The organism is Pseudomonas sivasensis (assembly GCF_052938085.1).
Genome location: NZ_CP176442.1, coordinates 4,783,410 through 4,796,269, shown reverse-complemented (window position 1 = coordinate 4,796,269; position 12,860 = coordinate 4,783,410). Strand labels below are relative to the sequence as shown.

13 protein-coding genes are annotated in these 12,860 nt (G+C 57.7%); all 13 read left to right on the top strand.

Going from position 1 to position 12,860, the window contains the following annotated elements; all coding sequences use genetic code 11:
- Positions 1-210: 210 nt before the first annotated feature.
- The 13 genes from pyrH to rnhB all read left to right on the top strand — a co-directional run bounded on the left by pyrH (position 211) and on the right by rnhB (position 12,848).
- Positions 211-954 carry a UMP kinase gene (pyrH, locus tag ACKZ62_RS22125; protein WP_003189161.1) on the top strand — a complete coding sequence of 248 codons (744 nt, stop codon included), beginning with the start codon at positions 211-213 and terminating at the stop codon, positions 952-954.
- Positions 951-1,508: a ribosome recycling factor gene (frr, locus tag ACKZ62_RS22120; protein ID WP_016974404.1), complete on the top strand. Its 558-nt coding sequence runs from the start codon at positions 951-953 to the stop codon at positions 1,506-1,508. The genes pyrH and frr overlap by 4 nt, the downstream gene beginning before the upstream one ends.
- A 16-nt stretch (positions 1,509-1,524) precedes the next feature.
- Complete coding sequence (gene uppS, locus ACKZ62_RS22115; RefSeq protein WP_032891653.1) at positions 1,525-2,280, top strand: polyprenyl diphosphate synthase; 756 nt, start codon at positions 1,525-1,527, stop codon at positions 2,278-2,280.
- Positions 2,281-3,090 carry a phosphatidate cytidylyltransferase gene (locus ACKZ62_RS22110; protein WP_032891652.1) on the top strand — a complete coding sequence of 270 codons (810 nt, stop codon included), beginning with the start codon at positions 2,281-2,283 and terminating at the stop codon, positions 3,088-3,090.
- Positions 3,087-4,277 (top strand): 1-deoxy-D-xylulose-5-phosphate reductoisomerase, encoded by a 1,191-nt coding sequence (gene ispC / locus ACKZ62_RS22105; RefSeq protein ID WP_447095830.1) that lies wholly within the window; start codon positions 3,087-3,089, stop codon positions 4,275-4,277. Before ACKZ62_RS22110 ends, ispC begins: the two co-directional genes overlap by 4 nt.
- A gap of 53 nt (positions 4,278-4,330) precedes the next feature.
- Positions 4,331-5,683, top strand: a complete 1,353-nt coding sequence (gene rseP / locus ACKZ62_RS22100) for a sigma E protease regulator RseP (RefSeq protein WP_095184008.1) — start codon at positions 4,331-4,333, stop codon at positions 5,681-5,683.
- Positions 5,684-5,757: 74 nt separating this feature from the next.
- Entirely contained in the window at positions 5,758-8,145 is a 2,388-nt protein-coding gene (gene bamA / locus ACKZ62_RS22095; RefSeq protein ID WP_095184009.1) for an outer membrane protein assembly factor BamA, read from the top strand.
- A 45-nt stretch (positions 8,146-8,190) separates the two neighbouring features.
- Positions 8,191-8,694 (top strand): OmpH/Skp family outer membrane protein, encoded by a 504-nt coding sequence (locus ACKZ62_RS22090; protein ID WP_003172279.1) that lies wholly within the window; start codon positions 8,191-8,193, stop codon positions 8,692-8,694.
- Between the two features lie 3 nt (positions 8,695-8,697).
- Positions 8,698-9,753 (top strand): UDP-3-O-(3-hydroxymyristoyl)glucosamine N-acyltransferase, encoded by a 1,056-nt coding sequence (gene lpxD / locus ACKZ62_RS22085; protein ID WP_032891647.1) that lies wholly within the window; start codon positions 8,698-8,700, stop codon positions 9,751-9,753.
- A gap of 110 nt (positions 9,754-9,863) precedes the next feature.
- Positions 9,864-10,304: a 3-hydroxyacyl-ACP dehydratase FabZ gene (gene fabZ / locus ACKZ62_RS22080; RefSeq protein WP_003172281.1), complete on the top strand. Its 441-nt coding sequence runs from the start codon at positions 9,864-9,866 to the stop codon at positions 10,302-10,304.
- The gene (gene lpxA / locus ACKZ62_RS22075) at positions 10,301-11,077 is read left to right on the top strand and encodes an acyl-ACP--UDP-N-acetylglucosamine O-acyltransferase (RefSeq protein WP_032891646.1); all 777 of its coding nucleotides are present in this window, start codon (positions 10,301-10,303) and stop codon (positions 11,075-11,077) included. Before fabZ ends, lpxA begins: the two co-directional genes overlap by 4 nt.
- A gap of 2 nt (positions 11,078-11,079) precedes the next feature.
- Positions 11,080-12,219 (top strand): lipid-A-disaccharide synthase, encoded by a 1,140-nt coding sequence (lpxB, locus tag ACKZ62_RS22070; RefSeq protein ID WP_447095829.1) that lies wholly within the window; start codon positions 11,080-11,082, stop codon positions 12,217-12,219.
- A complete protein-coding gene (rnhB, locus tag ACKZ62_RS22065) occupies positions 12,216-12,848 on the top strand; it encodes a ribonuclease HII (protein WP_032891644.1) in 633 nt (210 codons plus the stop codon). The genes lpxB and rnhB overlap by 4 nt, the downstream gene beginning before the upstream one ends.
- Positions 12,849-12,860 lie beyond the last annotated feature (12 nt).

Below are 12,860 nucleotides of genomic sequence, written 5' to 3'. Positions count from 1 at the left end.
ACAGTTTTCAACTGTCGCCCGAAAGAGGCTGCCCGCTCACGCGCGCAGCCTCTTTTCAAATGGGCAGGCCGAATTAATTTGGCTTACCCTCGGAACTGGCTTACAAAGCCGTGTTCCGATGGCGCTGTGAGAGCGTCCAGCTAGAGTGAACGCAAGCCGTAAACGGCTCGCCAAGAATTTTTAAAAAATACGCCGCAGGAGAGATTCGCAATGGCTCAGCAGGGCAGTGGTTATCAGGCTCGCTATAAACGCATTCTACTCAAGCTCAGCGGCGAGGCCCTGATGGGCTCGGAAGAGTTCGGGATCGATCCCAAGGTGCTCGACCGCATGGCGCTGGAAGTCGGCCAACTGGTTGGCATCGGCGTGCAAGTCGGCTTGGTGATCGGCGGCGGTAACCTGTTCCGTGGCGCGGCGCTGAGTGCGGCCGGTATGGATCGGGTCACTGGCGACCACATGGGCATGCTGGCCACTGTGATGAACGCCCTGGCGATGCGTGATGCCCTGGAGCGTGCCAATATCTCGGCTATCGTGATGTCGGCTATTTCCATGGTGGGTGTGACCGATCACTATGATCGTCGCAAAGCCATGCGCCATTTGAACTCAAAAGAAGTGGTGATCTTCGCCGCTGGTACCGGTAACCCATTCTTTACCACTGATTCGGCGGCGTGCCTGCGTGCCATCGAAATCGACGCTGACGTGGTTTTGAAGGCAACCAAGGTAGACGGTGTGTACACCGCAGACCCATTCAAAGACCCGCATGCCGAGAAGTTCGATCATCTGACCTACGATGAAGTGCTGGATCGCAAGCTGGGTGTCATGGACCTGACGGCTATTTGCCTGTGCCGCGACCACAAGATGCCGCTGCGCGTATTTAATATGAACAAGCCCGGCGCCCTGCTGAATATCGTACACGGCGGCGCGGAAGGGACTCTGATCGAGGAAGGCCAACAATGATCAATGAAATCAAGAAAGACGCCCAAGCGCGTATGCAGAAATCCCTGGAATCTTTGAGCCATGCATTCGGCCAGATTCGTACTGGCAAGGCGCACCCGAGTATTCTGGGCAGCGTGATGGTGCCTTACTACGGCGCTGACACTCCGCTGAGCGGCGTGGCAAACGTTACCGTTAAAGATTCGCGCACCCTGCAAGTCGTGGCTTTCGAGCGCAACATGCTCGCTGCGGTCGACAAGGCGATTCAGAGCGCCGGCTTGAACCTCAATCCGACCAACCTGGGCGAACTGCTGCTGATCTCCATGCCTGCCTTGACCGAAGAAACCCGCAAGGGCTTCACCAAGCAGGCACGTAGCGCGGCTGAAGATGCACGCGTTGCTGTGCGCAACATCCGTCGTGATGCCCTGGGTGACCTGAAGAAACTGGTTAAGGACAAGGAGATCAGCGAAGACGAAGAGCGTCGTGCCGTCGCTGATATCGACAAGCTGACCAAAGATGCCGAGGCCCAGATCACCAAGGCCACGGAAGAAAAAGAAAAGGACCTGATGGCCGTATAAGGGTCAGGACGCCTTCATGGAAAAGACCAAGCAGACTGTACCCTCTTTGGTGCCGCGCCATGTCGCGATCATCATGGATGGGAATAATCGCTGGGCGAAGAAACGCTTTATGCCGGGTGTCGCCGGGCATAAAGCGGGTGTCGATGCGGTGCGGGCTGTGATTGAGGTGTGTGCCGAGGCCAAGGTCGAGGTGTTGACCTTGTTCGCCTTCTCCAGTGAGAACTGGCAGCGGCCCGCCGAAGAAGTCAGCGCCTTGATGGATCTGTTCTTCAAGGCGTTGCGTCGTGAGGCGAAGCGCCTTAATGACAACAATATCAGTCTGCGCATCATCGGTGATCGCTCGCGATTCCACCCGGAGCTGCAGGCGGCCATGCGCGAGGCGGAGGCCATCACGGCTGGCGCCAACCGTTTTGTGCTACAGATCGCAGCCAATTACGGCGGCCAGTGGGATATCGCCCAGGCTGCACAGCGGCTGGCTCGCGAAGTGCAAGCCGGTCATCTTCGACCGGACGACATCACGCCTGAACTGTTGCAAACCTGCCTGGTGACCGGTGATCTGCCATTGCCTGACTTGTGCATCCGTACCGGCGGTGAACATCGCATCAGCAATTTCCTGCTGTGGCAGTTGGCCTACACCGAGCTGTACTTCTCCGACCTGTTCTGGCCGGACTTCAAACACGATGCCATGCGTACTGCGCTGGCCGATTTCGCTTCCCGCCAGCGTCGCTTCGGTAAAACGAGTGAGCAGGTCGAAGCTGGAGCCCGGGTTTAAATGCTTAAACAACGAATCATCACAGCGCTCATCCTGTTGCCGATCGCCTTATGTGGGTTTTTCCTGCTCGATGGGTCCGGTTTTGCCCTATTTATCGGGCTGGTCGTAACCTTGGGCGCCTGGGAATGGGCACGATTGGCAGGTTTCAACGCGCAATTGCCGCGCTTGGTGTATGCCGCTGTCGTAGCGGTGTTACTGTTTCTGATGCACACCCTGTCGAGCATCATCGTGCCTTGGGTGCTGGGTGCTGCGGTGCTGTGGTGGGCGCTTGCGACCTATCTGGTGTTGACGTTTCCGCGCAGCAGTGGTCATTGGTCCAGTGTTGCCAGCAAGTTGGTGATTGGCTTATTGATTCTGTTGCCAGCGTGGCAAGGGTTAGTGGAGATCAAGAACTCGCCGATGGGCAATTGGCTGATCATGGCGGTGATGGTGCTGGTGTGGGGCGCAGATATCGGCGCCTACTTCTCGGGACGGGCATTCGGTAAGCGCAAGCTGGCACCGGCAGTCAGTCCGGGCAAGAGTTGGGAAGGGGTTTACGGCGGCCTGGCATTGACCCTGCTGATCACTTTGGTGGTCGGTGTGGTGCGGGATTGGTCAGTAACGGACATCTTCCTGGCTCTTCTGGGTACGGCTATCGTCGTGTTCATCTCGGTCGTGGGCGACCTCACTGAAAGCATGTTTAAGCGCCAGGCCGGGGTCAAGGACAGCAGTAATCTGCTGCCAGGGCACGGTGGGGTGCTGGACCGTATTGATAGCCTTACCGCTGCTATTCCGATCTTTGCCGTGCTGTTGTGGATGACTGCTTCGTGAGCCGTCTGCAGCAAGTAACCGTGTTGGGCGCAACCGGCTCGGTAGGGTTGAGCACCCTCGATGTGATCGCTCGTCACCCTGATCGCTATCAAGTGTTTGCCCTGACGGGATTCACCCGTCTGAGCGAGCTGCTGGCGCTGTGTGTGCGTCATGCGCCTCGCTTTGCTGTGGTGCCTGAAGCAGCGGCAGCGCAGGGCCTGCAGGATGACCTGCGGGCTGCCGGACTTGCCACGCAGGTGCTGGTAGGCGAGTCGGGATTGTGTCAGGTCTCGGCCGATGCCGGGGTGGACACTGTAGTCGCCGCTATTGTCGGTGCCGCCGGCTTACGCCCAACCTTGGCTGCCGTCGACGCGGGCAAAAAAATCCTGCTGGCCAATAAAGAAGCGCTGGTGATGTCTGGCGCGCTCTTTATGCAGGCGGTGCGTAAAAGCGGTGCGGTGCTGTTGCCGTTAGACAGTGAGCACAACGCAATCTTTCAGTGCATGCCCGGAGACTATGCTCGTGGCTTGAGTCAGGTAGGCGTTCGTCGGATTCTGCTGACCGCTTCCGGTGGGCCTTTCCGGCAAACTCCGTTGGTAGAGCTGGAGCATGTGTCTCCGGATCAAGCATGCGCCCATCCGAACTGGTCCATGGGCCGCAAAATCTCCGTGGATTCGGCAAGCATGATGAACAAGGGCCTGGAATTGATCGAGGCCTGCTGGTTGTTCGATGCGCGGCCGGATCAGGTCGAGGTGGTTATTCACCCGCAAAGCGTGATTCATTCCTTGGTCGACTACGTGGATGGTTCAGTCTTGGCCCAATTGGGCAATCCCGATATGCGTACGCCGATCGCTAATGCCCTGGCGTGGCCGGAGCGGATTGATTCCGGCGTGGCGCCACTCGACCTGTTTGCAGTTGCTCGCCTGGATTTTGAAGCGCCGGACGAACAGCGCTTTCCTTGTCTGCGCTTGGCGCGGCAGGCGGCGGAGGCGGGTAACAGTGCGCCAGCGATGCTCAATGCGGCCAATGAGGTGGCCGTGGCGGCGTTTCTCGAACGGCGCATCCGCTTTCCGCAGATCGCGAGTATTATCGAGGACGTTTTGAGTCTTGAGCCTGTGGTGGCTGTAAATGACCTCGGGGCGGTATTTGAGGCAGATACCAAGGCGCGGACCTTGGCCGAGCAATGGTTGAGCCGCAACACGCGTTAGTCTGTGGGCGCGCTTGAGCCTTCGGGTACTGGATTGGATTGCGGAGAAATTAGATGAGTGCGCTTTACATGATTGTCGGCACCCTGGTTGCTCTGGGTGTGCTGGTCACCTTCCACGAATTCGGCCACTTCTGGGTGGCGCGTCGTTGTGGCGTCAAGGTACTGCGTTTTTCCGTCGGTTTCGGCATGCCGCTGGTTCGCTGGCACGACCGTCGTGGCACCGAGTTTGTGATTGCGGCCATCCCGTTGGGTGGCTACGTCAAGATGCTCGATGAGCGCGAAGGCGAAGTGCCGGCTGATCAGTTGGACCAATCCTTTAATCGCAAGACCGTTCGTCAGCGTATCGCTATCGTTGCCGCTGGTCCGATCGCCAACTTCCTGCTGGCGATGCTGTTCTTCTGGGTGTTGGCCATGCTGGGCAGCCAGCAGGTGCGTCCAGTTATCGGCGCCGTTGAGGCGGACAGTATCGCTGCCAAGGCTGGCCTGGTCGCTGGCCAGGAAATTGTGTCTATTGATGGCGAACCGACCACGGGTTGGGGGGCGGTCAATTTGCAGTTGGTGCGTCGCTTGGGTGAAAGCGGCACTGTTAATGTTGTGGTGCGTGAGCAGGACTCCAGCGCCGAAATCCCGCGGTCGTTGGCCTTGGATCATTGGCTCAAAGGCGCTGATGAGCCTGACCCGATCAAGTCCTTGGGTATTCGTCCGTGGCGTCCGGCACTGCCGCCGGTCCTTGCCGAGCTGGATCCGAAGGGGCCAGCCCAGGCTGCAGGTCTGAAAACCGGCGATCGTCTGTTGGCCCTCGATGGTCAGGCGCTGGGTGAATGGCAGCAAGTGGTCGATCTGGTTCGTGTACGCCCTGATACCAAAATTGTGCTGAAAATTGAGCGCGACGGTGCTCAAATCGACGTCCCCGTTACTCTGGCGGTGCGTGGCGAAGCCAAGGCTGCCGGGGGGTACCTGGGTGCTGGCGTCAAGAGTCCGGAGTGGCCGCCATCAATGGTGCGTGAGGTCAGCTTCGGGCCGTTGGCGGCGATTGGCGAGGGTGCAAAACGCACCTGGACCATGAGCGTACTGACCCTGGAATCCCTCAAGAAAATGTTGTTCGGCGAGCTCTCGGTAAAAAACTTGAGTGGACCGATAACCATTGCTAAAGTGGCGGGCGCTTCTGCCCAGTCGGGTGTCGCGGATTTCCTGAATTTCCTGGCTTATCTGAGTATTAGCCTGGGTGTTCTGAATTTGCTGCCCATTCCTGTACTGGATGGGGGGCATCTGTTGTTTTATCTGGTCGAGTGGGTGCGTGGTCGCCCCTTGTCGGATCGAGTGCAGGGTTGGGGGATACAGATCGGTATCAGTTTGGTTGTCGGGGTGATGTTATTAGCCTTGGTCAACGATCTGGGTCGACTGTAACGCTTCGCTGAATTGCGAATCTGCCGCATTTTGCGGCAGTTTGTTTATTGCCAGTTGGAATAAGAAAGGACTTCATGAAACGTCTGCTGCTAACTGCGGTTCTCACCGTATTGATGATCGCCGAAGTTCACGCCGAGTCCTTCACCATCTCCGATATTCGCGTCAACGGCCTCCAGCGGGTTTCCGCGGGTAGCGTCTTTGGTGCATTACCGTTGAACGTCGGTGAACAGGCTGATGATCGTCGCCTGGTGGAATCCACTCGTGCGCTGTTCAAAACCGGTTTCTTTCAAGACATCCAACTGGGGCGCGAAGGTAACGTCTTGGTCATTACCGTCGTCGAGCGACCTTCTGTCGCCAGTATCGAGATCGAAGGTAACAAGGCGATCTCTACTGAAGACCTGATGAAGGGCCTCAAGCAGTCCGGCCTGGCCGAGGGCGAGATCTTCCAGCGCGCCACTCTTGAAGGTGTGCGTAACGAACTGCAGCGTCAGTACGTTGCCCAGGGCCGCTACTCGGCGACCGTGGAGACGGAAGTGGTCCCGCAGCCTCGTAACCGTGTCGGCCTCAAGGTCAACATCAACGAAGGCACCGTGGCGGCCATTCAGCACATCAACGTGGTGGGTAACACCAAGTTTGCTGATGACGACCTGATCGACCTCTTCGAGCTCAAGACCACCAACTGGCTGTCGTTCTTCAAGAACGACGACAAGTACGCCCGTGAAAAACTCTCCGGTGACCTGGAGCGTCTGCGTTCGTACTACCTGGACCGTGGCTATATCAATATGGATATCGCGTCGACCCAGGTGTCCATCACCCCGGACAAGAAGCACGTCTATATCACCGTTAACGTCAACGAAGGCGAGAAGTACAAGGTTCGTGACGTCAAGCTGAGCGGCGACTTGAAAGTGCCTGAAGACCAGGTCAAGTCCCTGCTGCTGGTGCAGAAAGACCAGGTGTTCTCGCGTAAGCTGATGACCACCACGTCCGAACTGATCACCCGTCGTCTGGGTAACGAAGGCTATACCTTCGCCAACGTCAACGGCGTACCGACCCCGCACGATGATGATCACACAGTGGACATTACCTTTGTGGTCGACCCAGGTAAGCGTGCCTACGTGAACCGTATCAATTTCCGTGGCAACACCAAGTCTGCGGATGAAGTGCTGCGCCGTGAAATGCGTCAGATGGAAGGTGGCTGGGCGTCGACGTACTTGATCGACCAATCCAAGACCCGTCTTGAGCGCCTGGGTTTCTTCAAGGAAGTCAACGTTGAAACCCCGGCTGTACCGGGCGTGGATGACCAGGTTGACGTTAACTACGCAGTAGAAGAGCAAGCATCGGGTTCTATCACTGCCAGCGTCGGCTTTGCACAAAGCGCAGGTCTGATCCTCGGTGGTTCCATCACCCAGAACAACTTCCTCGGTACCGGTAACCGTGTGTCTATCGGCCTGACTCGAAGCGAATACCAGAGCCGATACAACTTTGGTTATACCGACCCCTACTGGACTGCTGACGGTGTGAGCTTGGGCTACAACGCCTTCTACCGCACCACCGACTACAAAGACCTCGATGTTGACGTTGCAAGCTATGCAATCGACAGCCTTGGCGCGGGTGTCAACGTCGGTTATCCGATCAGCGAAACCTCGCGTTTGACCTTCGGCCTGACCGCGCAGCAGGATGAGATCAAGACCGGTGTCTACACCGTGGACGAAATCTTCGACTTCACTCGTCGTGAAGGTGACAAGTTCCTGAACTTCAAGGCGTCTGCTGGCTGGTCCGAGTCGACCCTGAACAAAGGTGTACTGGCAACCCGGGGCCATTCCCAGAGCCTGACTCTGGAAACCACTACGCCGGGCAGCGACCTGTCGTTCTTCAAGCTCGACTACCGTGGTCAGTTGTTCCAGCCGCTGAGCGACAACTACACCATGCGCCTGCACACTGAGCTGGGGTATGGCGACGGTTATGGTTCGACCAATGGTTTGCCGTTCTATGAGAACTACTATGCGGGTGGCTTCAACTCCGTACGTGGCTTCAAAGACAGCACCTTGGGTCCTCGTGGTACTCCGAGCCGAGGTGCTGGCGTAACCGGTAACCAAGGCACTGTGGCTGACTCCGACAACGACCCACTGCCGTTCGGTGGTAACGTGTTGATCCAGGGCGGCGCGGAGATTCTGTTCCCGCTGCCATTCGTCAAGGATCAGCGTTCGCTGCGTACGTCCGTGTTCTGGGACGTGGGTAACGTGTTCGACTCCAAGTGCGAGCAGATTAGAAACCCGAGCGGTGTTAAATCCAACACTCAGTGCAACGACGTGAGCCTGACCAACCTGGCGAGCTCCGTGGGTGTAGGTGTTACCTGGGTGACTGCGCTTGGTCCGTTGAGCTTTGCTCTGGCCATGCCGATCAAGAAACCGGATAACGCTGAAACCCAGATTTTCCAATTCTCCCTCGGCCAGACGTTCTAAGCGTCTGACCCAAGATAACGACAACGGATTCTGTAGGAGTACATCGTGCGTAAGTTGACTCAATTGGTTCTGCTGGCCACCGTGCTGGTGACCACCCCGGCCTTCGCCGAAATGAAAATCGCCGTTCTGAACTATCAGATGGCATTGCTGGAATCCGATGCGGCCAAAAAATACGCCGTGGATGCCGAGAAGAAATTCGGTCCGCAACTGACCAAGCTTAAGACGCTGGAAAGCAGCGCCAAGGGCATCCAGGATCGTCTGGTAGCGGGTGGGGACAAAATGCAGCAAGGCGAGCGCGAGCGTCTGGAGCTTGAGTTCAAGCAAAAGGCCCGTGACTATCAGTTCCAATCCAAGGAGCTGAACGAAGCCAAGGCTGTTGCCGACCGTGAAATGCTCAAGCAGCTCAAGCCGAAACTCGACAGCGCTGTGGAAGAAGTCATCAAGAAAGGTGCCTTTGACTTGGTGTTCGAGCGTGGCGCAGTAATTGACGTCAAACCTCAATACGACATCACCCGCCAGGTGATCGAGCGCATGAACCAGCTGAAGTAAGCCATGACCGCGACTATCAAGCTCGGCGAGTTGGCCGAGTTCCTGGGGGCCACCTTGCGTGGCTCCCAGGAGAAGGAAATTACTGGGCTAGCCACCTTGCAGGAGGCTGGCCCATCTCAGTTGAGCTTCCTCGCAAACCCTCAATACCGTAAATACCTCGTCGATAGCCAAGCCGCAGCCGTATTGCTCAAGGCAGCTGACGCCGAAGGGTTTGCCGGGGATGCGCTGGTGGTAGCTGACCCGTATCTGGCCTATGCGCAGGTTTCGCACCTATTTGATCCAAAACCCAAAGCAGCCAGCGGCATTCACCCGTCGGCGGTGATCGCCGATGATGCCCGCGTTGATCCTGCGGCGAGCATTGGCGCTTTTGCGGTGATCGAGAGTGGTGCGCGCATTGCGGCCGGTGTAACTGTTGGTGCGCATTGCTTTATTGGTGCGCGTTGTGAAATCGGTGCCAATGGTTGGCTGGCGCCTCGCGTGACCCTTTACCACGATGTGCGTATCGGTGAGCGGGTGGTTATCCAGTCAGGTGCGGTGATCGGAGGGGAAGGCTTTGGCTTTGCCAACTCCAAAGGTATCTGGAACAAGATTGCCCAGGTCGGCGGCGTTTTGATCGGCGACGACGTGGAAATTGGTGTTAATACAGCTGTCGATCGCGGGGCCTTGGCCGATACCGTGATCGGCAACGGTGTGAAGCTCGACAACCAGATCCAGATTGCTCACAACGTACAGATTGGTGATCACACCGCCATGGCCGCATGCGTGGGGATTTCCGGCAGCACCAAAATCGGCAAGCATTGCATGCTCGCCGGTGGCGTCGGTCTGGTGGGGCATATTGATATTTGCGACAACGTTTTTATCACCGGAATGACCATGGTCACTCACTCGATTACCGAGCCTGGGGCCTATTCATCCGGTACCGCCATGCAGCCAGCGGCTGAATGGCGCAAGAGTGCAGCACGTTTGAGGCAGCTCGACGACATGGCTCGACGTCTCAAACAGCTGGAAAAGCGTGTTGGGGACGTGACCCCTGGCGGTAATGCTTCATCTGAAGGCTGATACCATTTCCATATCAAGTGTGCACAGCCGCTAGACTGCCTCCTTGATTTGCTAGCGGGGCGTGCGTTTAGTCGCCCGCCCCCAATCTTTATTACAGGCTTCCCCCCGAAATGATGGACATCAACGAGATTCGCGAATACCTGCCTCACCGTTACCCGTTCCTGCTGGTGGACCGCGTAGTGGACCTCAATGTTGAGGAAAAGCGCATTCGTGCCTACAAGAATGTCAGCATCAACGAACCGTTCTTCAACGGTCACTTTCCCGCGCATCCCATCATGCCGGGCGTGTTGATCATCGAAGCGATGGCCCAGGCTGCCGGTATCCTTGGTTTCAAAATGCTTGACCTTAAGCCTGCCGACGGCACGCTTTACTATTTCGTGGGCTCCGACAAGCTGCGCTTTCGCAACCCGGTTACTCCGGGTGACCAGTTGATCCTGGAAGCCAAATTCATCAGCTGCAAGCGCCAGATCTGGAAGTTCGAATGCCAGGCCTCGGTAGACGGCAAGCCAGTGTGCTCTGCCGAGATCATCTGCGCGGAACGCAAACTATGAGTTTGATTGACCCTCGCGCAATCATCGATCCGTCGGCCGTACTGGCCGCCGACGTTGAGGTCGGCCCCTGGTCGATCATCGGCGCAGGTGTGGAAATCGGCGAGGGGACTGTCATCGGGCCGCACGTGATCCTCAAAGGTCCGACCCGCATTGGCAAACACAACCGCATCTACCAGTTTTCCTCGGTAGGCGAAGACACCCCGGACATGAAGTACAAGGGTGAAGAAACACGCTTGGTAATCGGTGATCACAACATCATCCGTGAAGGCGTGACCATTCACCGTGGCACCGTGCAGGATCGTGCCGAGACCACACTGGGTGATCACAATCTGGTTATGGCCTATGCCCATATCGGGCATGACAGCGTGATCGGCAACCACTGCATCCTGGTCAACAACACGGCGTTGGCTGGCCACGTGCACGTCGACGATTGGGCAATCCTGTCAGGCTTCACGCTCGTCCATCAGTACTGCCACATTGGGGCCCACAGCTTCTCCGGCATGGGCACCGCGATCGGCAAGGACGTCCCGGCGTTCGTCACGGTGTTCGGCAACCCCGCTGAAGCTCGCAGCATGAACTTCGAAGGCATGCGCCGTCGTGGTTTCAGCGAAGAGGCCATTCACGCACTGCGTCGTGCCTATAAGGTCGTTTATCGCCAGGGGCTGACAGTAGATCAGGCGTTGACCCAACTGACCGAGCCGGCAGCGTTGTTCCCGGAAGTCGCGGTGTTCCGTGATTCGATCCAGGCGTCGACTCGCGGCATCACTCGCTGATCATGGCTAATCTGCGAATTGCGCTGGTGGCCGGAGAAGCTTCCGGCGATATCCTGGGCGCAGGTCTTATGCGGGCCCTCAAGGCCCAGCATCCGGCGGTTGAATTCATCGGTGTTGGTGGCCCATTGATGCAGGCTGAAGGCCTCACTTCCTATTTCCCCATGGAGCGCCTGTCGGTTATGGGGTTGGTGGAAGTGCTGGGTCGCCTGCGTGAGCTGTTGGCGCGCCGCAAGCTGCTGATTCAGACCCTGATCGAAGAAAAACCCGACGTCTTTATCGGAATCGATGCACCGGACTTCACCCTCAATATCGAACTCAAGCTGCGTCAGGCCGGGATCAAAACCGTGCACTACGTTAGCCCCTCTGTGTGGGCGTGGCGACAAAAGCGTGTGCTGAAGATCCGTGAAGGCTGTGACCTGATGCTCACCCTGTTGCCGTTCGAGGCCAGGTTCTACGAAGAAAAGGGCGTGCCGGTACGGTTCGTTGGGCATACGCTCGCCGACGACATCCCTTTGCAGGCCGATCGCGTGGCGGCCCGTGGGCAGTTGGGCTTGCCCGATGGCCCGCTCGTCGCGTTGATGCCGGGCAGCAGGGGGGGAGAAGTCGGTCGGCTGGCCAGCGTGTTTTTCGATGCCGCCGAGCGCCTGCAAGCCTTGAAGCCAGGTGTGCGTTTCGTACTGCCCTGTGCAAGCCCACAGCGTCGCGCACAGATCGAAACGCTGCTGGAAGGTCGTAACCTGCCGTTGACATTGCTTGATGGCCAATCGCACCTGGCATTGGCGGCCTGCGATGCGGTGCTGATTGCTTCAGGCACGGCAACCCTGGAAGCCTTGTTGTACAAGCGTCCGATGGTTGTGGCGTATCGCCTGGCACCGCTGACGTTCTGGATTCTGAAACGCATGGTCAAAAGCCCCTATATCTCTTTGCCCAATTTGCTGGCCCAGCGCTTGTTGGTGCCGGAGTTGCTGCAGGACAATGCGACACCGGAGGCCTTGGCGCAGACACTGCTGCCCCTGATCGATGGCGGCGAAGAGCAGACCCGAGGGTTTGATGAGATTCATCGCACTCTGCGCCGTGATGCGTCGAACCAGGCAGCAGACGCCGTGTTGAGTTTGATCGGCCACAAACAGGAAACGTTATGAGTACGCAGATGGGCCTGGATTTCAGCCTGGTTGCACAAGCCCATGAACTGGTGGCCGGTGTTGATGAAGTAGGGCGCGGTCCCCTCTGCGGTGCGGTGGTCACCGCAGCTGTGATTCTTGATCCGAACCGTCCGATCCTTGGCCTCAACGATTCGAAGAAGCTCACCGAAGCTCGTCGCGAAAAGCTCTACGACGAGATTTGTGAAAAAGCTCTGAGCTGGCATATCGCCCGGGCCGAAGTCGAAGAAATCGACGAGCTGAACATTCTCCACGCCACCATGCTTGCCATGCAGCGTGCTGTTGAAGGCCTGCACATCACACCCAAACTGGCGATGATCGACGGTAACCGTTGCCCTAAATTGGCGATGCCGGCCGAGGCAGTGGTCAAAGGTGACAGCAAGGTTCCGGCCATCGCAGCGGCATCGATCCTGGCCAAGGTCAGTCGTGACCGGGAAATGGCCGCGTTCGAGTTGATCTATCCCGGCTACGGCATCGGTGGTCACAAAGGCTATCCGACGCCCGTTCATCTGGAAGCCTTGGCCCGCCTCGGCCCCACGCCTATCCACCGCCGCTCGTTTGCCCCGGTGCGCCTGGCTTACGAAGCGCGGGAGAGTCTCAGCGAGGTGTAGTCGCGAGGCTGA